Origin of the sequence: Nocardioides sp. B-3, from assembly GCF_024703895.1 — a bacterium.
Taxonomy (GTDB): Bacteria; Actinomycetota; Actinomycetes; order Propionibacteriales; family Nocardioidaceae; genus Nocardioides.
In genome coordinates this window covers 1,855,615-1,879,971 of sequence record NZ_CP087968.1, presented here as the reverse complement: position 1 = coordinate 1,879,971, position 24,357 = coordinate 1,855,615, and the positions used below count along the sequence as shown (strand labels likewise).

General features: G+C 71.2%; 18 protein-coding genes and 7 pseudogenes. 7 read left to right on the top strand and 18 right to left on the bottom strand.

The genetic code is table 11. From position 1 onward, the window contains the following. Nucleotides 1-115: 115 nt before the first annotated feature. From LP418_RS12390 to LP418_RS12365, 6 genes and pseudogenes are all read right to left on the bottom strand, one after another. Entirely contained in the window at nt 116-1,297 is a 1,182-nt protein-coding gene (locus LP418_RS12390; RefSeq protein WP_257956491.1) for a glycosyltransferase, read from the bottom strand. A 148-nt stretch (nt 1,298-1,445) separates the two neighbouring features. Beyond that, a complete protein-coding gene (locus LP418_RS12385; protein WP_257956490.1) occupies nt 1,446-1,667 on the bottom strand; it encodes a hypothetical protein in 222 nt (73 codons plus the stop codon). 151 nt (nt 1,668-1,818) lie between these two features. Then, nucleotides 1,819-2,391: a hypothetical protein gene (locus LP418_RS12380; RefSeq protein ID WP_257956489.1), complete on the bottom strand. Its 573-nt coding sequence runs from the start codon at nt 2,389-2,391 to the stop codon at nt 1,819-1,821. Nucleotides 2,392-2,579: 188 nt separating this feature from the next. Continuing rightward, the gene (locus LP418_RS12375; RefSeq protein WP_257956488.1) at nt 2,580-3,632 is read right to left on the bottom strand and encodes a sulfotransferase family protein; all 1,053 of its coding nucleotides are present in this window, start codon (nt 3,630-3,632) and stop codon (nt 2,580-2,582) included. A 423-nt stretch (nt 3,633-4,055) separates the two neighbouring features. Continuing rightward, nucleotides 4,056-4,406, bottom strand: a complete 351-nt coding sequence (locus LP418_RS12370; RefSeq protein ID WP_257956487.1) for a family 1 glycosylhydrolase — start codon at nt 4,404-4,406, stop codon at nt 4,056-4,058. 47 nt (nt 4,407-4,453) lie between these two features. Next, nucleotides 4,454-5,689, bottom strand: a pseudogene (locus tag LP418_RS12365) (glycoside hydrolase family 1 protein); the annotation flags it as partial. On the opposite strand from LP418_RS12365, the pseudogene LP418_RS12360 reads away from it, so the two are divergent. After that, nucleotides 5,586-6,098: pseudogene (locus tag LP418_RS12360) on the top strand (pirin family protein); the annotation flags it as partial. The pseudogenes LP418_RS12365 and LP418_RS12360 sit on opposite strands and share 104 nt — an antisense overlap. Here the strand turns inward: LP418_RS12360 and LP418_RS12355 are convergent. Together LP418_RS12355 and LP418_RS12350 are read right to left on the bottom strand one after the other, a co-directional pair. Continuing rightward, nucleotides 6,088-6,978 (bottom strand): diacylglycerol/lipid kinase family protein, encoded by an 891-nt coding sequence (locus tag LP418_RS12355; protein WP_257956486.1) that lies wholly within the window; start codon nt 6,976-6,978, stop codon nt 6,088-6,090. The pseudogene LP418_RS12360 and the gene LP418_RS12355 sit on opposite strands and share 11 nt — an antisense overlap. Then, nucleotides 6,979-8,547 carry an FAD-binding oxidoreductase gene (locus LP418_RS12350; RefSeq protein ID WP_257956485.1) on the bottom strand — a complete coding sequence of 523 codons (1,569 nt, stop codon included), beginning with the start codon at nt 8,545-8,547 and terminating at the stop codon, nt 6,979-6,981. A gap of 41 nt (nt 8,548-8,588) precedes the next feature. Between LP418_RS12350 and LP418_RS12345 the strand changes: the two genes are divergently transcribed. Together LP418_RS12345 and LP418_RS12340 are read left to right on the top strand one after the other, a co-directional pair. Next, entirely contained in the window at nt 8,589-9,140 is a 552-nt protein-coding gene (locus tag LP418_RS12345; RefSeq protein WP_257956484.1) for a TetR/AcrR family transcriptional regulator, read from the top strand. After that, nucleotides 9,137-10,672: a glycerol-3-phosphate dehydrogenase/oxidase gene (locus tag LP418_RS12340; protein WP_257956483.1), complete on the top strand. Its 1,536-nt coding sequence runs from the start codon at nt 9,137-9,139 to the stop codon at nt 10,670-10,672. The genes LP418_RS12345 and LP418_RS12340 overlap by 4 nt, the downstream gene beginning before the upstream one ends. Nucleotides 10,673-10,679: 7 nt before the next feature. Here LP418_RS12340 and LP418_RS12335 read toward each other — a convergent pair whose 3' ends face one another. Beyond that, on the bottom strand, nt 10,680-11,243 hold the full coding sequence (locus LP418_RS12335; RefSeq protein WP_257956482.1) for a TetR/AcrR family transcriptional regulator: 564 nt from the start codon (nt 11,241-11,243) through the stop codon (nt 10,680-10,682). Between the two features lie 71 nt (nt 11,244-11,314). Between LP418_RS12335 and LP418_RS12330 the strand changes: the two genes are divergently transcribed. Then, a complete protein-coding gene (locus LP418_RS12330; RefSeq protein ID WP_257956481.1) occupies nt 11,315-11,641 on the top strand; it encodes a DMT family transporter in 327 nt (108 codons plus the stop codon). A 4-nt stretch (nt 11,642-11,645) separates the two neighbouring features. Here LP418_RS12330 and LP418_RS12325 read toward each other — a convergent pair whose 3' ends face one another. The 5 genes and pseudogenes from LP418_RS12325 to gabT form a co-directional block, all read right to left on the bottom strand. Then, a complete protein-coding gene (locus LP418_RS12325; protein ID WP_336275981.1) occupies nt 11,646-12,623 on the bottom strand; it encodes an aldehyde dehydrogenase family protein in 978 nt (325 codons plus the stop codon). Between the two features lie 64 nt (nt 12,624-12,687). Next, a pseudogene (locus LP418_RS30870) lies at nt 12,688-12,945 on the bottom strand (aldehyde dehydrogenase family protein); the annotation flags it as partial. Between the two features lie 79 nt (nt 12,946-13,024). Beyond that, on the bottom strand, nt 13,025-13,579 hold the full coding sequence (locus LP418_RS12320; protein ID WP_257956480.1) for a hypothetical protein: 555 nt from the start codon (nt 13,577-13,579) through the stop codon (nt 13,025-13,027). Then, a pseudogene (locus tag LP418_RS33260) lies at nt 13,494-13,931 on the bottom strand (Glu/Leu/Phe/Val family dehydrogenase); the annotation flags it as partial. The gene LP418_RS12320 and the pseudogene LP418_RS33260, both read right to left, overlap by 86 nt. Beyond that, a pseudogene (gene gabT / locus LP418_RS12315) lies at nt 13,930-15,525 on the bottom strand (4-aminobutyrate--2-oxoglutarate transaminase); the annotation flags it as partial. The pseudogenes gabT and LP418_RS33260, both read right to left, overlap by 2 nt. Before the next feature lie 225 nt (nt 15,526-15,750). On the opposite strand from gabT, the gene LP418_RS29860 reads away from it, so the two are divergent. Together LP418_RS29860 and LP418_RS12305 are read left to right on the top strand one after the other, a co-directional pair. Further along, the gene (locus tag LP418_RS29860) at nt 15,751-17,331 is read left to right on the top strand and encodes a PucR family transcriptional regulator ligand-binding domain-containing protein (protein ID WP_272496332.1); all 1,581 of its coding nucleotides are present in this window, start codon (nt 15,751-15,753) and stop codon (nt 17,329-17,331) included. Nucleotides 17,332-17,483: 152 nt separating this feature from the next. Further along, entirely contained in the window at nt 17,484-19,595 is a 2,112-nt protein-coding gene (locus LP418_RS12305; RefSeq protein ID WP_257956478.1) for an amino acid permease, read from the top strand. Nucleotides 19,596-19,605: 10 nt separating this feature from the next. Here the strand turns inward: LP418_RS12305 and LP418_RS12300 are convergent, their stop codons facing one another. Further along, nucleotides 19,606-21,045, bottom strand: a complete 1,440-nt coding sequence (locus tag LP418_RS12300) for an NAD-dependent succinate-semialdehyde dehydrogenase (RefSeq protein WP_442940174.1) — start codon at nt 21,043-21,045, stop codon at nt 19,606-19,608. Between the two features lie 694 nt (nt 21,046-21,739). Here LP418_RS12300 and LP418_RS12295 point away from each other — a divergent pair. Further along, nucleotides 21,740-22,306 carry a YceI family protein gene (locus LP418_RS12295; RefSeq protein ID WP_257956477.1) on the top strand — a complete coding sequence of 189 codons (567 nt, stop codon included), beginning with the start codon at nt 21,740-21,742 and terminating at the stop codon, nt 22,304-22,306. A gap of 368 nt (nt 22,307-22,674) precedes the next feature. Here the strand turns inward: LP418_RS12295 and LP418_RS12290 are convergent, their stop codons facing one another. The 3 genes and pseudogenes from LP418_RS12290 to LP418_RS12285 form a co-directional block, all read right to left on the bottom strand. Further along, a complete protein-coding gene (locus LP418_RS12290) occupies nt 22,675-23,106 on the bottom strand; it encodes a hypothetical protein (RefSeq protein WP_257956476.1) in 432 nt (143 codons plus the stop codon). Between the two features lie 27 nt (nt 23,107-23,133). Beyond that, nucleotides 23,134-23,439, bottom strand: a pseudogene (locus tag LP418_RS33255) (helicase-related protein); the annotation flags it as partial. Nucleotides 23,440-23,560: 121 nt separating this feature from the next. Next, nucleotides 23,561-24,274 (bottom strand): annotated as a pseudogene (locus LP418_RS12285) (DEAD/DEAH box helicase); the annotation flags it as partial. Nucleotides 24,275-24,357 lie beyond the last annotated feature (83 nt).

The window sequence follows — 24,357 nt, the reverse complement described above, 5'->3', positions numbered from 1 at the left end:
TTGCGTCCGCGCTCCCAGGTCGGGACGACGACGCTGACGCTCTTGGTGGGGGTCCGGGCGCCGAGCTCCACGGTGGGGAGCGCACGCCACTCGTTGCGGCGGACCAGTGGTTGCGTCACGGCAGGTCTCCCTCCTCGAGGACGAGCTCCGGCGGCGCGTGGAACCCGGGCCACTCGCGCTCGAGGATCTCGGGCTTCCGGAAGGACTCGGGGTCCGACTGCCGGGTGTGTCCACTCGCCGTACGGCGAAGGACGTAGCCGAGGCCGTGGGTGCGGTAGATCCGGCCGCCGCTTGCCTCGACCGCGTTCAACAGCTGAGCGTCGACGAATCGCCGTGCGCGCCGGAAACCGCCCACGCTGCGCAGCACCCGGCGGTCGATCATGATCGTGCCGCCCGCGACGAACCGGTTGTGGATCTCGGTCGGGTGGTTGCGGCGGGCCGTCACGCCGAGCTCCTCGAGGTAGACGAACTCGCTCGGCATGCCGACCACCTCGGCGCCGGTGTAGCGGCGGGCGAGGAGGAGGTCGTGGATGGCGTGCGGGGAGTACCAGTCGTCGTCGTCGACCTTGAGCAGCACGTCGCCGTCGGCCACGGTCGCCGCGTCGTTGAGGACGTCGCCGAAGAAGGCGTCCTTGTCGTGGGGTCTCACGATCACCTCGTGACCGTTGAGGCGGGCCCTGACCTCGTCCTCGTCGACCGTCCGGGCGTGGGTGCCGAGGACGACCTGCAGCTCGACGCCCTGCTGGCGCGCGAGCTGGCGCATCGCGAAGTCGAGCTGGTGCGGGCGCATCGTGGCGAGCAGGACGCTGACCCCGGGCTGCGCGACGAACCGGACGCCTGCACGGTCCGCGAGGTCGCGCCGCCACGCGAGGGTGGAGTGGGTGTCGAGCGCGGCGCGTCGGGTCGTGACGCTGTGCTGCTCACGGGCGAGGGGGTCGTCGAGGTCGTTCTTCGTCGCCAGCGCAGTGGTCAGCTCTTCGCTGAGCGCGGCGTTGGTGCCGGTCGCGAGGAGCGGGATGCCGGCCATCGCGAGGCCGGCCACGGTCCGGGGGTCCGCGGTCGTGAGGTCGACACGCAGGCCCCGGACGCCGCGGAGCTCCCGGATCGCCCGCTCGGTCAGCCGACCGGGCACGAAGTCACGCACCGGCTCGTCCCAGTCCTTGCGCCAGCCGCGCGGATTGACGACCTGCTCGTCGATGGGCTCGAGGCCGGGGTCGGTGACGACGAGGGGCGCGCGGTCGATGACGGCGTGGACCTCGGGGTGTCGGCCGCGTCCCACCACCACGTCCGGTGGCACGTCGCGCTCCCGGATCGCCCGCGTCCTCGGGTCGATCGAAGAACGGGGCGCGTGGGTCGGAGGCCTGCCGCCGCGTCGCGTCCTGCATATCCGACAACCAGCCCACCGTGCCCGCGGTCGCCGTCGGCGGCCCGGCGGGCGCACTCGATCAGCACCGGTGCGCGGGGACCGGGGCCGCGAACCGCAGCACTGTCAGCACACCTTGACCTGCCTCACGCGCCATCAGGCTGGTGATCGCCGGCCACTCGGGCCGGGGGTGTACGACGAGGGGCACCGCCGCGTCGGTCAGCCAGACGGCGACGACGCGGACCCGGCCGAGCCGCGGCAGCGCCGACGCCCGTTGCCGGAGGGACGCCCGATCGGTGGTCATCCACAGGACCGACTTCCAGCCGCGGCCGATGTCGGTGGCGCCTGCGATGGTCGTGAACGTGGCCCCGGTCGGGGGCCGGGGGCGGCGGCGGACTCGTCGTCGCCGACCACGAGCAAGGGTTCCGGGGAGGTGAAGCCATCGAGGGGATGAGTCACGAAGGAGCTCCCGTCCGGGGGGCCCGTTCCCGCAGCGACGCGGGCAGCGAGTGCTTGACCGGGGGTCGCGGCTGCTGACGCAGCCGGGTCTGGGTGACGAAGTCGATGATGTGGATGCCGGGCGGGGCGTCCACGCGGACCGAGCCGCCGAGCTCTTCGGGGCGACCCGAGCGGATGGCCTCGTCGACCTCGAACTCGCGCAGCTTGCGGTAGAGGCGGGTGTTGGTGAAGTCCACGCCCTCCTTGCGCCAATGGGCGTATTCATCGGCGTCGAGCCACTTGACCTCGACGCAGAGGCCCTGCTGGAGGACCGGGCGTTCGGTGGCGGCCGGGAACTCACGCAGCTCCCAGTCGAAGGCCTTCACGAAGGTGAAGTCCGGTCCCATCGGATAGACCCACGGCTCCGGGAAGCGCAGCGAGAGGTCGAGCCAACCGGTCGACTCGTCGACGACGGTCAGGGGATGCCGCGGCATCGCCACGATCGTCTGCGTCGACTCGAGCTGCCACGACAGGTCGCGCAGGATGCCCGCGCCCTCGGGAGTGAGCACCATGTCGCCGTCCCACTTCATCGAGTAGGACGTGCGGACCCGGGCTGAAGCACCAGTTGTAGAAGTGCGTCAGCGAGTGGACGCTGGTGGCCGGGGTCGCGAGGTGCTCGCCCCCGGCCCGGGCCACCCGGTGCGGATAGCTGATCCCGGTGAACCGGTCAGCCGCACCGCACTCCTCCACGATCCGGCGTGCCACGTCGAGGGTCCCGTCATCGGACCCGTTGTCGACCAGCAGCACGTGCTGGACGGCGGCGAAGATCGGCGGCAGCACCCGGGGCAGGTTGCGTGCCTCGTTCTTCACCCGGAAGACGCAGGTCAGTCCGGGGGTGAGGCGTTCGCCGTTGCTCCGGGGGCCGGGTGACGTCGTAGTCGGGCAGGCCCTCGAGCGAGGGGATGTCCGGGAGGGACATCAGGCCTCCCGGCCGCGTTGCCTGTTGAGCGCCTTGCGGAGCCCGCGACGGGCTCCCTCCGGCACCAGCGCGCACGGAGTGCGGGACGCGGTCGGCGCCACGGTTCGGTGCGCCCTTCGAGGGCGTCGACTCGAGCTCGCGCCGGGTCGCGGCGGCACCCTCTCGTCGCGCGGCGAGCGCGGTCGAGTGGGCGAACGCCTCGGCGTCGGCGTACATCTGGTCGTAGGCGATGCGGAGCTGATCGCAGCGCTCGTGCGTCGCGGCCGTGTCGCCGCCCTCGTCGGCCGGGCCGTTGAGCGTCTGCCACGTCTCCTCGGCGAGGTCGCGGAGCGATGCCGGCACCTCGACGTCGTCCCGGGTCAGCGTCACCCGGCGCAGTGAGGGGTCGATGAACTTGTGGACCTGGGCGATGTCGTTGGCCATCGCGGTCTTGACCGAGGTCAGGTCGAAGGCCTCGCCCAGCGCGAAGACCGGCTGCGTCCAGTCGGCCAGCAGGTCGCCGTACCGCACGAACCGGCGGGCCTCTCCGCGCGTCGCGCGCTCGGTGTGCAGCATCATGTTGATCCGGGCGGCGGTGCGAGTGACGTCGCCGGTGCGCTGCTCGTAGTACTTCTTCTTGGAGCCGATCACCTCGGTGACCGGGCGCAGCATGGTGACGTAGGACGAGGTGGCGTCGCAGCGGTCGGCCGATGCGCGCCACAGGCCCATGAACCACGCGGCACGGGGATCCTTGATCACGAGCTCGTCGCCACCCTCGGCGAACTGCGACTCCAGCCACTCGCTCACCCGCTCGCGGACGGCGTGGTCGGCGCTGAGCTTGCCGGCGTCCAGCCCGGGCGCGCGGCCGGGCATCGGAGACTTGCACGCCGCTGCGGGCGAGGAGCTCCTGGTGCAGGTCGACGACCCACTGCGGTTCGCCGAAGCCCTTGGGGTTGGTCGAGTCGGCCACGACCTCCGGCTGCGGCACGTGCAGGCCCAGCGTCTGGAGGGTGCCGCTCATCGTGCTCGTGCCGCTGCGGCCAGATCCGACCACGAACACGACCCGGCGATTCGACATGCTCCGCAGCCTATCGGCGCGCCCCGGTGCGGACGTGGCGCGTACGCCGAGTGGCGGCACATCCCCTGTGGCGGCGTAGTTAAGTGCGAGTTGGTGGTGGATGGCCCGATTGACGACAAACTCGGCCTTGACTACCCAGAGACGCCGACTCGGCGTGCCACTTACGCCGACTCGGCGTGCAACTTGCGCCGACTCGGTGTGCAACTTGCGCCGACTCGTCAGGGCATGACGGGCGCACGGGCGGCGATCCCGGCGGCGTACCAGTCGAAGGACTTCTTCGGCGTCCGCACGAGCGTCTCGAAGTCGACGTGGACGAGCCCGTAGCGCTGGGTCAGGCCCTCGGCCCACTCGAAGTTGTCGAGCAGCGACCAGCAGTAGTAGCCGCGTACGTCGACACCCCGCTCGATCGCCTGCTGCACCGCGCGCAGGTGGACTGCGAGGTAGTCAATGCGCTGCTGGTCGTCGACGACACCCTCGGCGTCCGGCTCGTCGGAGTAGGCGGCACCCGACTCGGTGATGACGATCGGCGGCAGCGCGCCCGCGGTAGCGCGCGGAACATGATCAGCCACTCGCGCAAGGCGTCGGGCACGACGGGCCAGCCGCGGTCGGTGATCGGGTAGCCGAGCACGTCGACGAACTCGAAGGGCATCTCCGCGTCCTCGGGGGCAGCGGCGACGCGCATCGGGTTGTAGTAGTTGACGCCGTAGAAGTCGAGCGGCTGGCGGATGGTCGCCATGTCGCCGGGCTCGGGGAGTCCTTCGAGCAGCGGCATCAGGTCCGCGGGGTAGCGGCCGAGCAGCATCGGCTCGAGGAACATCCCGTTCCACAGCGCATCGAAGAGCTTGCTCGCGCCCACGTCGGCGTCGGAGTCCGTGGCGGGCCAGACGGGGGCGTGGTTGTTGGCGCACCCCACGCTCTGGGCCCCGAAACGACGCAGCTCGATGGCGGCCCGGCCGTGCGCGAGCAGCAGGTGGTGCGAGACCCAGAGGGCATCGAACATCAGGTTGCGACCCGGCGCGTGCTGGCCCACGGCATAGCCGAGGAACGAGACGACGTTGGGTTCGTTGACCGGGATCCAGTGGGTCACGCGGTCGGCGAAGCGCTCGGCCACGATGGCGGCGTAGGCGGCGAAGCACTCGACCGTGTCGCGGTTCAGCCAGCCACCGTCGTCCTCGAGGGCCTGCGGCAGGTCCCAGTGGTAGAGCGTCACCATCGGCTCGATGCCGTGGGCGAGCAGGGTGTCGATCAGCCGGTCGTAGAACGCCAACCCCGCCTCGTTCGCGGGACCGCGGCCAGTCGGCTGGATCCGCGACCAGCTCATCGACATCCGGTAGCTGGTGGTGCCCAGCCGCTTCAGCAGCGCGACGTCCTCCTCGAAGCGGTGGTAGTGGTCGCACGCGACCGCGCCACTGCTGCCGTCGATGATCCGCCCTTCCTGAGCACTGAAGGTGTCCCAGATGCTCGGGCCCCGGCCGTCCTCGTCCACGGCACCCTCGATCTGGTAGGCCGCGGTGCTGGTCCCGAACCGGAAGCCGGGGGGAAGCTGGGGGAAGACACTCACGACCGCGAAGATATCGCCATGAGCACTGCCGTGTACGCCGGATGGAACAGGTTCACCACAACGAGGGCCGACCGCGTCACCCGCCACTCGTTCTCGTTCGGCGAGCACTACGACCCGGCCAATCTCGGCTTCGGTCCGATGATCTGCCACAACGACGACCTGCTCACGCCCGGCGGCGGCTACCCCCGACCACCCGCACGCCGACCCGGAGATCGTCACGTGGGTGCTCGACGGGGTGCTGCTGCACACGGACGACGCAGGCAACACAGAGGAGCTGCGACCCGGCGACATACAGGTGATGAGTGCTGGCTCGGGGATCAGGCACGCGGAGGTCGCCGACCGGCACAGCGGCCCGACCCGCTTCCTGCAGACCTGGATCAAGCCCGACGAGGTGGGTACGGCGCCGCACTGGCGCTCGGAGAGCGTCGACCCGCAGGAGGGGCTGACGACCGTCGTCGGCGAGCAAGGCCTGCACATCGGCACGGCCGGCGCGTCCATGGGCATCGCGCGCCTTCGGGAAGGAGCACGCGCCCAGCTCCCGGACGCGGCCGTGGCGCACGCGTTCGTCGCGGTCGGCGGAGGAAGGCTCGAGGGCCGGGTGCTCGGTGCGGGCGACGCCGTACGACTGACGGATCAGCCCGGTGCGGCCTTCGAGGCGACGGCCGACACCGAGCTGATCGTGTGGAGCTTCAGGCGATGACGGTGAGCGCCCCGGGGAGCACGGAGACCGTCGCGGGCGCGGACGCGTCCGTGGGCAGCACGCCGAGTGCCTCGCCGTCGCCACCGACCGGAACGGGACGTCGCGAGGTGGCCGCGATCGTGACCGAGCCGCCGGTGAAGACGTGCACTGGTCGAGAACCACGTGCGCGCCGTCGTAGACCTTCGGCAGTGAGCGCATCAGCGCGCGCCCTGGACGCGGCCTCGATCACGATGACGTCGAGCAACCCGTCGTCGAGGACGGCGGCGGGAGCGATCTTCATGCCCTTGCCGTAGTAGCCGGAGTTGGCGACCACGACCGTGGCGCCGTTGAACTCGTGGGCGACGCCGTCGATCGTCACCCGGTAGCTGGCGGGCGTGTAGGTCGCCAGCGCCCGCAGCGCGGCGAGCGGGTACTGCGCGATCTTGGGGACCCAGCGTGCGCTGTCCACGATCTCGGCGGCGCGCGCGTCGACGCCGGCATAGACCGAGCCCGCCACGAGCCGGTCACCGTAGCTGATCATGTCGACCGTGCGGCGGTTGCCCGCGAGCAGCACGTCGGCCTGCGCCAGCGGGTCCTTCGGGATGCCGAGCATCCGCGCGAAGTCGTTGCCGCGACCGGCCGGCACGATGCCGAGCGTGCCACCGGCCCGCGAGACGGCGCCGGCGATGGACGAGAGCATCCCGTCACCACCGACGGACACGACGACGTCGCCGCGGCCGACAGCCTCGGCCACGAGCGCCCGGCAGGCCTCGGGGCCGGGCGAGTAGGTCACCTCCACCGAGGCACCGTGGTCACGCAGTCGGCGCGCGACCGGCACGACGGCCTCGGGCGCGGCGCCGCCACCGGAGGCGGGGTTCACGAGGAAGACGAAGGAGTCCACTTAGATCAACACTCCCGGGTTGAGGATGCCGGCCGGGTCGAGCGAGGCCTTGATCGCACGCAGGGTCTGCACGCCCACCGGTCCGACCTCCCGGTGGAACCACGGCTTGTGGTCGGTCCCGACCGCGTGGTGGTGCGTGATCGTCGCGCCGGCGGCGATCATCGCGTCGGAGGCGGCCGCCTTGGCCGCGGCCCACTGGGTGAGCGGGTCGCCCGACTCCTTGGCCGCGACGGTGAAGTAGAGCGAGCAGCCCGTCTCGTAGACGTGCGAGATGTGGCAGAGCACGATCGTGCCCTCGCCGAGCGTGGTCTCGAGGGCGGCCTTCACGTCGCCGTACAACCGGGTGCGGTTGGACCAGAAGGTGGCGGTCTCGAGGGTCTCGACGAGCACCCCGACGTCGAGCATGGAGTCGCGGAGGTACGGCGCGTTGAACCGGCCGTGCGCCCACTTCTCGCCCGGTTCCTCGCCGAGGTCGGTGCCGCCGAGCTCGGTGAGCAGTGCGGTCACGGCGGCGCGCTTGGCGTCGACCGCGGACTGGGTGCCCTCGTAGCCGGTGATCATCAGGCAGCCGGGGTTCTCGGCGCCGATGGCGGACGGGTCGGCCGGGTTGATCGCGGTCTCGGCCTCGTCGGAGAGCCGGATCACGGTCGGCAGCATGCCCGCCTGCGCCGGGGTGCGCATCGCGGCAGCGCCGGCGTCGAAGGAGGGCCAGCGCCAGCCGACGTAGACCTTGACGGCGGGCAGCTCGCGCACCCGCACCGTGACTTCGGTGATGACGCCGAGCGCACCCTCGGAGCCGAGGAAGACCTGGCGCAGGTCGGGGCCGGCGGCGTTGGCCGGGGCCGAGCCGACGGTGATGGTGCCCGAGGGCGTGACCACGGTCAGCGCGACGACGAGCGCGTCGAAGCGGCCGTAGCCGGCGCTGGACTGGCCGCTCGAGCGGGTGGCCGCGAAGCCGCCGATCGTGGCGAACTCGAAGGACTGTGGGTAGTGACCCAGCGTCAGGCCCTGCTCGGCGAGCAGCGCCTCGGCCTCGGGGCCGCGCAGGCCGGGCTCGAGCGTGGCGGTCATCGACTCCTTGTCGACGGCGACGAGCTTCTTCATGCGCACCGAGTCCGGGCTCACGACTCCGGCGTACGGCGCCCGCGCGGCGACGAGGCCACCGGTGACCGACGTCCCGCCACCGAAGGGCACGACCGCCAAGTTGTGCTCGACGGCGACCGCGAGCAGGCGCTCGATCTCGGCCCGGTCGGCGGGGCGGACGACCACGTCGGGCGCGTCGCTCAGGTCGCCGGCGCGGGCCTTGAGCAGGTCGGGAGTGGACTTGCCGCGGGTGCGCAGCGCGCGGATCGCGTCGTCCACGATCACCTGCTCGGCCCCGACGACGTCGGCCAGCGCGGCGAAGGCGTCGGCTCCGATGACGGGCGCCGGCGGGGTCGCGCCGTCGACGGCGGGCTGCTCGTTGACGCCGAAGGCCAGCTCGATCAGGCCGAGGGCGGATTCGGGCAGGGAGGAGGCGTTGGCCGGGTTGCCCCAACGCTGCGGGTGCATCTCGATCTGTTCGGTCATGTGTTACAGTGTGACATATGACGTCACTTCGTCACAACCCCGTGAAGACCACCGCGACCGACGGCTACCTCGACGCGGCCCGCGACTGCATCCTCGACCTCGGCTGGCGACGCACCACCCTCACCGAGGTGGCCCGCCGGGCCGGCGTCTCGCGGATGACCATCTACCGCTCGTGGTCCGACATGTCCACGCTGCTGGGCGACCTGATGACGCGCGAGTGGGCCGGCGTCGTCACCGCGATCGACCCGGAGTCCTCGATCACCGACCAGATCGTCGACTCGGTCCGCTCGCTGCGCGGCAACGAGCTGTTCCAGCGCATCGTCGAGCTCGACCCCGAGCTCCTCCTGCCCTATCTCCTCAACCGCCGCGGCCGCTCCCGGGACCTGATCCTCGAGCTGATCGAGGGCGCGATCCGCGAGGGACAGTCCGTCGGCACCATCCGGGCCGGCAACCCCGTCGTGATGGCCCGGTCGCTGGTGCTCGCCGCCCACGGGTTCGTCCTCAGCGGCCACACCATGGTCGACGACGACGTCAGCGAAGAGGACCTCGCCGACGAGGCCCGCCTCCTCATCACGAAAGTGCTCGCACCATGACCGAACTTCTCATCGGGCACGGCATCGCCGACCTTCCCGACCACGTCGACGTGCTCGTCATCGGCCTCGGCGTGACCGGCACCGGCGTCGCGCTCGACGCCGTGACGCGTGGCCTGTCCACGCTCGCCGTCGACGCCCACGACCCGGCCTTCGGCACCTCGCGCTGGTCCTCCAAGCTCGTCCACGGCGGCCTGCGCTACCTCGCCTCGGGCCGGGTCGGCGTTGCCCATGAGAGCGCCATCGAGCGCGGCATCCTGATGGAGGTCACCGCACCCCACCTGACGCACGCGATGCCCATGCTGGCGCCGTTGATGTCGAGCGTCTCCACCTTTGCGGCACTCCTGACGCGCGGCGGCTTCTGGGCCGGGGACATGCTTCGCCGTACGGCGCACACGTCGGCGACCACGCTGCCCAAGCCGCGCAAGCTGTCGGCCACCGAGACCATCAACCTCGCCCCCAGCCTGCGCCGCGACGGCCTGCGCGGCGGGCTGCTGTCGTGGGACGGCCAGCTCGAGGACGATGCCCGGCTCGTCACCACGATCGCCCGCACCGCCGCGGCGAAGGGGGCGCACATCCGCACCCGGGCCCGCGTCCTCAGCGCGACCGGCACCAGCGTCGAGCTGCGCGACGAGCTGACGAGCGAGACCCGCACCGTCACCGCGAAGACCGTCATCAACGCCACCGGCGTGTGGGCCGGCGAGCTCGTCGACGAGATCACGCTGCGCCCGAGCCGCGGCACCCACCTCGTGCTGCGCGCCGACACGGTCCCGCACCTGCGGGCCACGGTCACGGCGCCGATCCCCGGCTCGACCAGCCGCTTCGTCCCGGTGATCCCACAGCCCGACGGCACGATCTACGTCGGCCTCACCGACGAGCCCGTCGAGGGCGACATCCCCGACGTGCCCACCCCGTCGGAGTCCGAGATCGGCTTCCTGCTCGACGTCGTCTCGGCGGCCTTCGACCGGCCGCTGCGACGCGGCGACGTGATCGGCGCCTTCGCCGGACTCCGACCGCTGATCGACGCCGGCGACGGCTCGACCGCCGACATCTCGCGGCGGCACGCCGTGCTGACCAGCAAGACCGGTGTCATCACGATCGTCGGCGGCAAGCTGACGACCTACCGACGGATGGCCCGGGACGCGGTCGACGCCGCGGTCTCCGCCGCGGGTCTCGAGGCCGGTCCCTGCGTCACGGCCACGACTCCCCTGCTGGGTGCCGCGTCACGCGCCGAGCTCGCCCGCCTCGAGCAGCCCGCCCGGCTCGTACGCCGCTTCGGCACCGACGCAGCGCTCGTGGTCGACAACGCGAGGACCGTCAGCGGACTCTCCGACGAGGAGCTGATCGCGCCGTTCTCCGCCCGAGTCCCGGTGACCCCGGCCGAGCTCATCTTCGCCGTCACCCACGAGGGTGCCGTCGACGTGGACGACCTGCTCGATCGCCGTGCGCGCGTCGGACTGGTCCCCGTCGACCGCGAGCTGCTCGTGCCGCTCGCGACCCGCGCCCTCGACTCGGCCCGGACCGCCGCGGGATAGCCCGCCGTCAGCGACCCAGCGCCGCCACGGCGTCGGAGAGGTCGGCCACGGCGCGCTTGCGGGCGGTGGTCCCGACGTCCGGGGGCGCGTCGAGCTGGAAGCCCATGAAGGCCGCGTCGATGATCGTGGCGGCCCGCCCGGCCAGCGGTCGGGCGACGCCCGACCTCGTCAGGTGCGTGACGAACGACCGCAGCCAGCGCTCGTTGGCCTCGCGGACGACGCCGGCGTAGGGCTCGCGGCCGAGGAGTCCGAGCGCCGCCGCTTCGACGTACAACCGGGTGCACGGCTCGAACTCCGCCGACCGCACCACCGACCACAGGTCGTGCACCGCGGCGCGCAGGTCGGTCGACGGATCGAGCGCGGAGACGGCCGCCACGGCGCGGTCGTTGGAGTCGTGGAGCACGGCGGCGACGAGGTCGTCCTTGGTGCCGAAGTGGTAGAGCAGCATCCGGTCGCTGGTGCCGATCGCGGCGGCGAGCGGTCGCAGGCTCAGGCCGATCAGGCCCTGCTCCAGCGCGTAGTCGGTCGCCTCGCGCGTCCACGCCTCTCGGCGTTCAGGATCCTTGGCCACGGCGGCGACTGTAGCAGGTGCTACAGTTGGATCTGTAGCACCTGCTACACACGTCGACAAGGATGTGCGAGATGTACGCCGCAATCGGACTGCTGCTGGCAGCGATCGCCACCGAGGTCGCCTCCACCGCGGCGCTTCCGCGCACCCGGGGCTTCAGGGATCCGCAGTGGACGGTGTTCGTCATCGCCGGCTACTCGGTCTCGATCTGGCTGCTCGCGCTCGTCGTGCGACACATGCCGGTGTCCACGGCCTACGCCATCTGGGCCGGCCTCGGCACCGCCGCCGTGGCCGTCATCGGCGTGCTGTGGCTGGGCGAGTCCCTCAACCCGATGAAGGTCGCCGCGCTGGGGATGATCATCACGGGCGTGGTCGTGCTCAACCTGCAGGGCGCCCACTGACCGGTCAGCTCCAGTCGACGGAGAAGTACTGCGTCTCCCGGTATTCCCGGATGCCCTCGCGCGCACCCTCGCGTCCGATCCCGCTCTGCTTGACCCCGCCGAACGGCGTGGACGGGTCGGACACGACACCTCGGTTGACGCCGACCATCCCGGCGTCGAGCGCCTCCGCGATCCGGAGTGCGACCCGGAGCTTTCCGGCGTAGACGTACGCCGCGAGTCCGAACTCGCTGTCGTTGGCCCGGGCGAGCATCGCCTGCTCGTCGCGCCAGGTGAGCACGGAGACGACGGGGCCGAAGATCTCCTCGCGCGCGATCCGCATGTCGGGTCGTACGTCTACGAGCAGCGTCGCAGGGTAGAACCAGCCCTCCGCACCGGTGCTGCCGAGGTGGGTCACCCGCGCGCCCGCATCGACCGCCTCGTCGACCGGGGCAGTGACGCCGTCGACCGCCCGGGCGCTGATCAGCGGCGCCACCTGCAGGTTCTCGACGGCGGCGCCGAAGCGCTCGACGAACTCGGTCGCGACGTCCTCGTGGACGAAGAACCGGTTGGCCGCCGTGCACGCCTGACCCGCGTTGCGGAACTTGGCGACCATGGCGCCGGCAACGGCCGCGTCGAGATCGGCGTCGGCGGTCACGACGAACGGCGCGTTGCCGCCCAGCTCCATGCTCGAGTTGAGCACGCGGTCGGCGGCCTGCTGCAGCAGCACCTTGCCCACGCCGGTCGAGCCGGTGAAGGACACCTTGCGCACGCGGTCGTCGGTGAGCCAGGTGCTGACCACCTCGGCCGGCGCGGTCGTGGTCACGACGCTGACGGCCCCCTCGGGCACGCCGGCCCGGGCGAGGAGCTCGGCGATCGCCGGGGCCGTGAGGGGCGTCTCGGCCGCCGGCTTCAGCACCACCGTGCAGCCGGCGGCCGGGGCCGGGGCGATCTTGCGGGTCGCCATCGCGGCAGGGAAGTTCCACGGCGTGACGAGGGCCGCCACCCCCGACCGGGCGGTGCGTCACGATCGTGCGCGTGCCGCCGGCCGGCGAGACGCCGTACTCGCCCTCGGTCCGCACGGCCTCCTCGGAGAACCAGCGGAAGAACTCGGCGGCATAGGCCACCTCGGCGCGCGCGTCGTCCAGCGACTTCCCGTTCTCCTCGTGGATGACGCCCGCGAGGCGCTCGGTGTCGGCGACGACCAGCTCGAAGGCGCGGCGCAGCACCTCGGCGCGCGCCCGGGGCGCGGTGGACGCCCGGGCCGGGAAGGCGGCGGCGGCCGCGTCGACCGCCGCGGTGGCCTCGGCGGCGGAGCCGTCGGGCACCTCGGCGATGACCCGGGTGGTGGCGGGGTTGCGGACCACGAAGGTCGCGGTGGCGGTGGCGGTCACGGGTAGAGGCCTCTCAGGAGGTGGGCTTGGGCGACGCGCTCGACGGCGAGGCAGGTCGCCGCTGTGCGCAGGGGAGGTCGTGGCGGGCCGCGTGTTCGGTGACGCGGTCCCACGCGGTGGTCATCCGGTCGGCGAGCTTGGCCTCGACCTCGTCGGCGGACCACCAGAACGCCCGGTTGGCCTGCACCCACTCGAAGTAGGACACGACGACCCCACCGGCGTTGGCGAGGATGTCCGGGACGACGAGGCTCCCCCGGCTTTGCAGGATCGCGTCCGCCTCCGGGGTGGTCGGGCCGTTGGCCCCCTCGACGATGACCTTCGCGCGGATCCGGTCGGCGTTGCCCGCGTGCACGACTCCCTCCACGGCGGCGGGGACGAGCAGGTCGACGTCCGGGGGTGAGCACGTCGTCCACCTCCTCGCCGGCCGGGAAGCCCACGACCGAGCCGTGTACGTCGACGTGCTTCTCCACGGAGGGGATGTGCAGGCCCGTGTGCGAGCCGATGGCGCCGTACTGGTCAGAGACGGCGACCACGCGAACGCCCGCCTCGGCGAGGAACCGTGCGGCATAGCGGCCGACCTTGCCGAATCCCTGCACCGCGGCGGTCGCGCCGACCGGGTCGATGCCGCGCGAGCGCAGCGCGGCGAGCGCCACGTGCACGACACCGCGCGAGGTGGCGGTGGCCCGCCCGAGCGAGCCGCCGAGGCTGACCGGCTTGCCGGTCGTCACCCCGAGGACCGTGTGGCCCTGCTGCACGGAGTAGGTGTCCATCAGCCACGCCATGGTCTGCTCGTCGGTGCCGATGTCGGGGGCCGGGATGTCCCGGTCGGGACCGATCAGCGGACTGATCTCGCTGGTGTAGCGGCGGGTGACGCGCTCGAGCTCGGCCTCGGGAGTAGTGGCGGGGATCGATGCGCACACCGCCCTTGGCTCCGCCGTAGGGCACGTCGAGGAGCGCGCACTTCCGGGTCATCCACATGGCCAGCGCCCGCACCTCGTCGAGGTTGACGTCCGGGGAGTAGCGCAGGCCGCCCTTGGCCGGGCCGCGGGAGAAGTTGTGCTGGACCCGGTGGCCGACCAGCAGCTCGGTGTCGCCGTTGTCGCGGCGCAACGGGATGCTCACCGTCACCTCGCGACGCGGGGTCGCGAGCATCTCGTAGAGGCCGGCGTCGTAGCCCAGCATCGTCGTAGCCTCGCGCAGCTGCGTGCGGGCGTCGTCGAGGGGACCGTGGTCCGTGGTCGTCTCGATCGTGTTCGTCATCGAGCGTCCTTGAAGATCTGCTCGAGGACGTCGAGTCCCTCGGCCAGCAGGTGGTCGGGCATGGAGAGCGGGGGCAGGAAGCGCAGCACGTTGCCGTGGGTGCCACACGTCAGCACCACCGAGGCCCTGCTGGTGCGCGGCGGTCGCGACGGCCTTCGTCAGATCGGCGTCGGGGTCCGTGGTGCCGGCCCTCACCAGCTCGACGGCCACCATGGCGCCGCGTCCCCGGACGTCCCCGATGCGCGGGTCGGCGAAGGACTCCGGGCGCTCCATCATGGTCTTGCCCATCGCGCGGGCCCGGTCGACGAGACCGTCCTCCTCGATGGTCTCGAAGACGGCCAGCGCGGCGGCGCAGGCGATCGGGTTACCGCCGCACGTGCCCCCCGGGCCACCCACGTGTGGGGCGTCCATGATCTCCGTGCGACCGGTCACCGCGGACAGCGGCAGGCCGCCGGCGATGCCCTTCGCGGTCACGATCAGGTCGGGCACGACGCCCTCGTGGTCGCACGCGAACATCTCGCCCGTGCGGGCGAAGCCCGTCTGCACCTCGTCCGCGACGAAGACGACCCCGTTGGCGCTGCACCACTCGACGAGCGTGCGCAGGAAGCCCTCGGCGGGGACGATGAACCCGCCCTCGCCCCGGATCGGCTCGATGACGAGCGCGGCGAGGTTCTGGGCGCCGACCTGCTTGTCGATCGTGTCGATCGCCCGGCGGGCGGCGGCCGGTCCGTCGATCCCGCTGTCGCGGAAGGGATAGGAGACCGGCGCGCGGTAGACCTCGGACGCGAACGGTCCGAAGCCGCTCTTGTAGGGCATGTTCTTGGCCGTCATCGCCATCGTCAGGTTGGTGCGCCCGTGGTAGGCGTGGTCGAACACCACGACGGCCTGCCGCTTGGTGTGGGCCCGGGCGATCTTGACCGCGTTCTCGACGGCCTCGGCGCCGGAGTTGAACAGCACGGTGCGCTTGTCGTGGGTGCCGGGGGTGAGCCGGTTGAGCGCCTCGGCCACCCGGACGTAGGCGTCGTAGGGCGTGACCATGAAGCAGGTGTGCGTGAACGACTGCACCTGCTCGGCCACCGCCGCCGCGACGCGGGGGGCGCTGTTGCCCACGGTGGTGACGGCGATGCCGGAGCCGAAGTCGATCAGGGAGTTGCCGTCGACGTCCACGATGACACCGCCGCCGGCCGCGACGGTGTAGACGGGGAGAGTCGTGCCGACCCCGGCCGCGACGGCCGCGGCCTTGCGCTCGTGCAACGCGAGCGACGCGGGCCCCGGGATGCTGCTGACCAGCCGCCGTTCCCGGGGATGCTGGGCCCGCCCCGGGCGGGAACGTGGATCTCGGTCATGGGTTTCTCCCGGCGGATCGAAGGTGGCGGCGGACCGGCTCTGGCCGTTGTCCTGACGCTAGACAGGGAGGTGCTGCGGCGACAGGGCAGTTCCGCACCTCATTGGCACGTCAGTTGTGCAAACATGTCACCCATGGTGACGATGGCCGAGCTCGTGGGAACAGCGCCGTTGTCCCTGCAGGGTGTGCACCTGCCGGAGCCCGGGGCGGACATCAGGTGGGTGGCGACGAGCGAGCTCGCCGACCCGGCCCCCTTCCTCGAGGGCGGCGAGGTGCTGCTGACCACCGGCCCGGAGATGCGCGGCTGGCGGTCCCAGTGGACGGTGTACGTCGAGCGGCTGCGAGCACGCGCCGTCGTGGGCCCGGGATTCGCGACCGGGCTGACGCACCGCACGATCCCGGCCGGGCTGGTCGCGGCGTGCCGCACCCGGGGGCTCAACCTCTTCGAGGTGCCGCGCGACACCACGTTCGTCGCGATCAGTCGTGCGGTGGCCTCGATGCTCGAGAGCGACGCGGAGGGAGCTGCTCGCAGCTCCCTGAAGGCACAGCAGGAGCTCACCCGGGCGGCCTTGAGCGCCGACGAGTCGGCGGCCGTGGTCGCGCGGCTCGCGAGCATCGTGCGCGGGGCGGCGGCCCCGGTCGGGCGCGACGCCGTCGCACCGACGGGGGTGGCTCGCGACGCCCCGGACCTCGACGCGGTGGCCATCGAGGTCGAGCGCATCCGACCGCAGGGGCTCAGGGCCGCTGCCAGTGTGCAGACGGGGTCAGGGACTCTCGTCGTGCAGCCGGTGGGGGTGGCACGGCGGCCGGTCGCCCACCTCGCGGTCTACGTCCCCGGTCGGGCCGGTGACGCCGACCGCGCAGCGATCACCACGGCGGTCGCACTGCTGGGCCCGGTGGCCCAGTCGCGCGCCGTACGCCGTGACACCGACCGCGGCCTGCGGATGCGGGCGCTGGAGCTGCTGCTCGAGGGTGACGTCCGGACTGCCGCCATGGTGCTGGAGGCGACCGCGGCGGGGGCACCCGTGCTCGAGGGTCGGGTCGTCGTGGCGCGCGCGTCCGGGCCCGATGCCCTGCTGGACGAGGCCCTCGGCCCGGTGGAGGACGACGCCCTGCTGGCCGGCCGCGCGCCCGGCGAGCTCTGGGTCGTGGACGGCCCCCGCGGCATCGGGCGGCACCTCACGACCATGTCCGGCCGGGGCCTGCTGGTGGGAGTCGGCGACCCCGAGGGCGTCGAGGACGCCGTGGTCAGCTGGACCAACGCGGCGCACTCACTGGCCTCGGCCACGACGGCGGTGCCCGTGGTGCGGTGGGAGCAGCTGGTCCGCGAAGGCCCGCTCACCATCCTCGACCGGGAGCGCAGCGACGCCTTCGCCGCCTCGTTCCTCGCGCGCATCGACGACGAGGCGCTCGTGACGACGCTGCGATCGTTCCTGCGGCACCACGGTTCACGGCTGAAGGTGTCCCGGGGAGCTGGGGATCCACCGCAACACCGTCGCCAACCGGATCGCGCAGATCGAGGCGGCCCCGGGCAGTCCCCTCGACGACCCGCGCGTGCGCGTCGGGGCCTGGATCGCGCTCCAGCTGGCGGACCGCGAGGCCTGATCGGCAAGGCCCGAAGTGCACAGTCGCGCAGCGACCGATTGTGCAGCACGGATCTTCCCGACGTGATCTCTGACACCTACCTTGAGGTGACACAACGGAGGTTCACATGAGACTCGTCCCCTTGCTCGTGGCACAGCGAAACCCCCGCCCGTCGACCGCGCGCTCGACGTGCTGCGCGCCGACGTCACCGACCTGATGACGGCCTTCCCCCAGACGCGCCTTCTCGTCTACCCGGAGCTCTTCACCTGTACGCCCGCCGCGGGTGGGGCAGGTCAGGGCGCGGGTTTCGCCGACGTCGCCGAGGGGGCTCGACGGGCCACGCGTCGCGGCGTTGTGCGAGATCGCCCGGGAGGCCGGCGTCTGGCTCGTGCCCGGGACCGTCGTCGAGCGCGGCCCCCGGGGCGAGGTGTTCAACACCGCGATCGCCATCTCACCGGCAGGCGAGGTGGTGGCGAGCTATCGCAAGATCTTCCCCCGGCGACCCAGCGAACCCTTCGACCCGGGCACCGAGTTCGTCACCTTCGACATCCCCGACGTCGGGCGGGTGGGACTGGCCGTCTGCTTCGACCTGTGGTTTCCCGAGGTGGTGCGCCACCTCGCCCGGATGGGCGCGGAGCTGGTGATCATCCCGACCCAGACCACGACCGCCGATCGGGAGCAGGAGCTGGTCCTCGCCCGGGCCGCCGCGATCCAGAACCGAGTCTTCGTCCTCAGCGTCAACAGCGCCGGCCCCATCGGGATGGGCCGCAGCATCATCGTCGACCCCGAGGGTCTCGTCCGGGCCCGGGCCTCCGGGGTCGCCGAGGAGCGACTCACGGACGTCATCGACCTCGACACCGTCACCAAGACGCGCACGACCGGCACCTGCGGCCTCAACCGGATGTGGGCGCAGGCGCGCCCCCGGCGACCCCGACGTCCCCCTGCCGCTCTACAGCGGCCACCTCGATCCCAGCAGTTGGGCCCCCGCCCGGCGCGACTCGTCAGGAGCACCGACATGACCACCGACAACCCACGCCTCGAGCGCACCATCACCCTCTGGCCACTGATCCTGTTCGGGATCGCCTACATCACGCCCTTCATCGTCCTCACCACGTTCGGGGTGTTCTCCGAGGCCAGCAGCGGGACACTGCCGACGGCCTACGCCGTGGCCAGCGTCGCCATGGTGTTCACCGCCCTGAGCTACGCAAAGCTGGCCGGTCTCTATCCCGCCGCCGGCTCCGCCTACACGTACACCCGCAAGGCCATCGACTCGCGCGTCGGGTTCATGGTCGGGTGGACCGTCCTCCTCGACTACTTCTTCCTGCCGATGGTCGTGTGGCTCTTCGGCACCGTCTACCTGACGGACCAGTTCCCCCGGGTTCCCGGTTGGGCGTTCCTGCTGGGGTTCATCGTGTTGACCACGGCCGTCAACGTCATCGGCATCAGCGTCGCGACGCGGGTCAACCTCGCCCCGGTCGCGTTCCGAGTGCTGGTGCTCGTCCTCTTCGTGGTGCTCTCGCTGACCTCCGTGGCCGGCGACTCGGGCGCCGGCGCCCTGATCAGCGCCGAGCCGTTCTGGAACAGCACCTCGACCATCGCGGCCGTCTCCGCGGGCGCCGCCCTCACCGGCTACAGCTTCATCGGCTTCGACGCACTGAGCACCTTCGCCGAGGAGACGGTGGACGCGCGCCGTACCGTCCCTCGTGCCATCGTCCTGACCGCCGCCATCGCGGGCCTGATCTTCGTGGTGGTTGCCTACGTTCTCCAGCTCGTCCACCCGGGCGGGGTCTTCGACGACGCGGGCAGCGCTCCCCTCGACATCGCCAAGCAGGTGGGCGGCAACCTCTTCGGAGCGGTCTTCCTCGCCACCGTGATCGTCGCGCAGTTCACCGCCGGCATCCCGATCCGGGCAGCGGGAGCCGGGCTGATGTATGCCATGGGCCGCGACGGCGTCCTGCCGCGGAGCATCTTCGCCGGGGTGCACCCGAGGTTCCACACGCCTGTCGTCAACCTCCTGCTCACCGGCGCCGTGGGTCTGCTGGCCCCGGGTCCTGAGCGTCACCACGTCGACCTCGTTCATCAACTTCGGCGCCTTCACGGCGTTCGCGTTCGTGAACATCGCGGTGATCGCGCAGTACCTCAAGGATCGGCACACCCACCGGCGCAACCCGCTGGGGTGGGTGGTGGCGCCGCTCATCGGGCTCTCGTTCGTGCTCTGGCTGCTGACCAACCCTGGACTCGCGAGCGCTCACCCTCGGTGCGGTCTGGCTGCTGCTCGGCCTCGGCTGGCTGGCCTACCTCACCCGCGGGTTCCGCACCCCGCCGCCCGCGCTCGCCCCGGACGAGACCGCAGCCGAGCGCACCGACGACCCCGCGCAGCCGCGACCCGGTCTGACCGGCTCTGCTCAGGTGACCGGCAGTGCGACGTACGTCGTGTCGAGGTATTCCTCGATGCCCTCGAAGCCGCCCTCGCGACCGAACCCGCTCGCCTTCACGCCGCCGAAGGGTGCCGCGGGGTTGGAGACCAGCCCGGTGTTGATGCCGAGCATGCCGAACTCCAGCCGCTCGGCCAGCCGCAGCGTGCGGTCGAGGTCGCGGGTGTAGGCGTAGGACGCGAGGCCGTATTCCGTGGCGTTGGCGGCTGCGATCGCCTCGTCCTCCTCGGTGAAGGTGGTGATCGGAGCGACCGGCCCGAAGACCTCGACGGCGTTGATCTGCGCTTCGGGCGGTACGTCGATGAGCACCGTCGGAGGATAGAAGTGCCCGGCACCGGCCGGGCGCTCGGCGCCGACGACCACCTTCGCGCCGTCGTGGATCGCGTCGGTCACGAGCTGGCTGACCGAGTCGACGGCGTCCGCGTCGATGAGCGGCCCGACACGGACACCGTCGTCCCGGCCGCGACCGACGGTCAGGGCGCCCATGCGCTCTCCGAGCCCGGCGGCGAACTCCACGGCCACGTCGGCGTGCACGAGGAACCGGTTGGCGGCCGTGCAGGCCTCCCCCATGTTGCGCATCTTGGCCAGCATCGCGCCGTCGACCGCGGCGTCCGGGTCGGCGTCGGCGAAGACGAGGAAGGGCGCGTTGCCGCCGAGCTCCATGCTGACCCGCTGGAGGTTGTCGGCCGACTGCTTGACCAGCTGCCTGCCGACGGCGGTGGAACCGGTGAAGCTCACCTTGCGCAGCCGGTCGTCGGCCATCAGTCCGCTCACGATCGGACCGGGGGTGGTGGTCGGGATGACGTTGAGGACGCCGCCGGGCAGGCTGACCTCGTGCAGCAGCTCGGCGAGCTTGAGCATGGTCAACGGCGTCTGCGCGGCCGGCTTGACGACCATCGTGCACCCGGCCGCGATCGCCGGGCCGATCTTGCGGGTGCCCATCGCGATCGGGAAGTTCCACGGCGTCACGAACAGGCACGGGCCGACCGGACGCTTCGTGGTGAGCAGGCGGCTCCTGCCGTCGGGCGCCGACATCCAGCGACCGTGGATGCGCACCGCCTCCTCGGAGAACCAGCGGAAGAACTCCGCACCGTAGGCGACCTCGCCGGCCGCCTCGGCCAGCGGCTTGCCCATCTCGAGGCTGATGACCCGCGCGAACTCGTCCTTGCGCTCGATGAGCAGCTCGTACGCCGCACGCAGCAGCTCACCACGATCGCGCGGCGCCGTGCGCGCCCAGCCCGCCTGCGCGGCGACGGCCGCGTCGAGAGCGTCGGCGGCGTCGACCTCGCCCGCGTCCGCGACCTTGGCGAGGGTGCTGCCGTCGGCGGGATCCTCCACGGCGAAGCGAGCACCGTCGTTGGCCTCTCGCCACTCACCGGCAATGAACAGCAGCTCAGGCAGTTGTCCCATGGCCGCCATCATGGCACCGGTGACCCACCTGTCACAGGTGCTGCTGGATGAACCCTCGACTGTCAGCCGAATGGTCGAGTCTCGCCCGGGTGGTCCTCACCACTGAAGGGGTTTCCCTCGATCTCAAGACACATCTGTGCGGAGGTGAGAAGGTTCCCTTCGCGCGCCCCTTGCTGACCCCATGCAGCAAGGGGCCGCTCGCATTTGCCCCGGAGGGTGGACTTTCGCCCCACCCGCCCCGCGAGCCGACTCCTGACTGCGTCCTTCCTGCGCGTCCTGCCGCCAAGGTGGAGCGGACGTTGCCTTGAGTTCCGCGATTCGCCCCATCAGGTGGAGGTTCGACACGGATATCGGCGTTCTCTTGGCGTTCAGGTGGGGATGAGGTACCTTTGGTGAACAGAAAGTGAACAGGAGATGTCACATGAGGGACAACAAGACGACCAACGGGCTTGTCTGCACGGGTGGTGGTGGCCGACGAGGCCGGCCGCACCCACATGGAGGCACGCTGGAGTCAGCCCGGGGCTGCCGCAGCCCACGCTGCCTGAGCACCGCCCCCCGCTTTGCAGAGCCGCGCCCCCTTCGGGGTCGCGGCTCGCAGTCATTTTTCTGCTGATCTCGACCTGGCGGGAATATTCTGGCACCATGGTTGTTGAAAGTTGTACTACTGCTCATCAACCTTCAAGGAGATCCCCCCATGTCGCAGTTCGACGCCCCCACCATCGCCATCGACAACATCACCGGCGACTACACCCCGGACACCGCCCACTCGCGCCTCGGCTTCGTGGCCCGGCACGCGATGGTGACCAAGGTGCGTGGCCAGTTCGGCGCCTTCACCGGCACCGCGACGATCGACACCGAGACGCCCGCCAACTCCAAGGTCGATCTCTCGATCGACGTCACCTCGGTCGACACCGGCAACGGCGACCGCGACGGCCACCTCAAGTCCGGCGACTTCTTCGACACCGAGACCTACCCGGCGATCACCTTCGTCTCCACCGACGTCAAGCGCAACGGCGACGACTGGGCCATCACCGGCGACCTGACCATCAAGGACGTGACCAAGTCCGTCACGATCGACTTCGAGCAGACCGGCTCGGCAGTCGACCCCTTCGGCAACACCCGCGTCGGCTTCGAGGGCGAGACCACCGTCAACCGCAAGGACTTCGGCCTCACACGGAACGCCGCCCTCGAGACCGGTGGCGTGCTCGTCTCCGAGAAGGTCAAGCTCGAGTTCGACATCTCGGCGATCAAGTCCGCCTGAGCCGAGTCGGCGCAAGTTGCGCGCCGAGTCGGCGCAACTTGCCGGCCGAGACGGCGTGAGTTGCACGCCGAGTCGGCGTGAGTTGCGGAAGCCCCGCCACTTTGGTGGCGGGGCTTCTGTGCGTGCGGGCTGCGAACGCCGTACGGCGAAGCGCACCGCCCGGCGGTGTGTGAGCCACATTTCCGGCAGGGATCTTGTGGGTGGGCCACCGCCACTTCGGCGGGTCGGACGGGACGCGCTCACCTGAGGTGGCGCAGCCACATTCCTGCGGTCTGGAATGTGGCTCACTCACCGCCGCGATGGCGCCGAGGTTGCGCCGACTCGGTGGGTGACTTGCGCCGACTCGGCATGCAACATGCGCCGACTCGTCAGGACTTGTGGCGCGGCTTCTTGTCGTACGTCGACGTGCGGGCCGGACGGCCGGCCGGTGCTCCGTTGTCGAGCTGGATCTCGATCAGCTTCCCGGAGATGCGGGTGCCGGAGAGGCGATCCAGGGTGCCGGCAGGCAGGTCTCGCGGCAGCTCGACCGGGGGTGAAGTCGGGGCGGATGTCGATGTGCCCGAAGTCGCCACGGGACAGGCCGCCCTCGTTGGCGAGCGCGCCGACGACCGGCGCGGCTCGACCTTGTGGCGCTTGCCGACCGCGAGGCGGTAGGACGCCATGTCGACGTCGGTGCGACCGCGGGGGCGGCGCTCGGGCTTCTTGCCGCCGCCGCGCTCCGGGCGCTGCTCGCGGGTGTCGAAGTCACGACGCGCCGGCTCCGGCGCGGCCTCCATGAAGAGCGGGTGGTCGCCGTGCATGACCGCCGCGAGGGCAGCCGCCACGTCGACCTCCGGGACGTCGTTCTCCTTCATGTAGTGAGCGACGATGTCGCGGAAGAAGTCGAGCTTGTCGCCGGACAGCGCCCGGGTGATGGCGTCGTCGAAGCGGTTGAGGCGCGTCGAGTTGATGTCCTCGATCGTCGGGATCTGCATCTGGGTCAGCGGCTGGCGCGTGGCCTTCTCGATGGCCCGCAGCAGGTGCTTCTCGCGCGGCGTGACGAACGCGATCGAGTCGCCCGAGCGGCCCGCGCGACCGGTGCGACCGATGCGGTGGACGTAGGACTCGGTGTCCGTGGGGATGTCGTAGTTGATGACGTGGCTGATGCGCTCGACGTCGAGACCGCGGGCGGCGACGTCGGTGGCGACCCGGGATGTCGAGCTTGCCCGACTTCAGCTGGTTGACGGTGCGCTCGCGCTGGACCTGCGGCACGTCACCGTTGATGGCCATGGCCGAGAAGCCCCGAGCCCGCAGCTTCTCCGCGAGCAGCTCGGTCTCGTTCTTGGTGCGGACGAAGACGATCATGCCCTCGAAGGCCTCGACCTCGAGGATGCGCGTCAGGGCGTCGACCTTCTGCGGGTAGGAGCAGATGAGGTAGCGCTGGGTGATCGTGGACGACGTCGTCGTCTTGTTCTTGACGGTGATCTCGACCGGGTCGTGGAGGTACTTCTTGGAGATCCGGCGGATCTGGCTGGGCATCGTCGCCGAGAACAGCGCGACGTGCTTGTCGTCAGGGGTGTCGGACAGGATCGTCTCGACGTCCTCGGCGAAGCCCATCTTCAGCATCTCGTCGGCCTCGTCGAGCACCGGGAAGCGCAGCTGCGACAGGTCGAGCGTGCCCTTCTCGAGGTGGTCCATGATCCGACCGGGGGTGCCGACGACGATGTGGACGCCACGACGGAGCGCGGACAGCTGGACGCCGTACCCCCGGCCGCCGTAGATCGGCAGGACGTGCACGCCCTTCATGTGGGCGGCGTACTTCTCGAAGGCCTCGGAGACCTGCAGCGCGAGCTCGCGCGTGGGCGCGAGCACGAGCGCCTGCGGCGTCTTCTGGGAGAGGTCGAGCTGCGACAGGATCGGCAGCGCGAAGGCGGCCGTCTTGCCGGTGCCGGTCTGCGCGAGGCCGACGACGTGGCGTCCCTCGAGCAGCGGCGGGATGGTCTGGGCCCTGGATCGCCGAGGGGGACTCGTAGCCCACGTCGGCGAGCGCCTTCATCACCTGCGGGGACAGG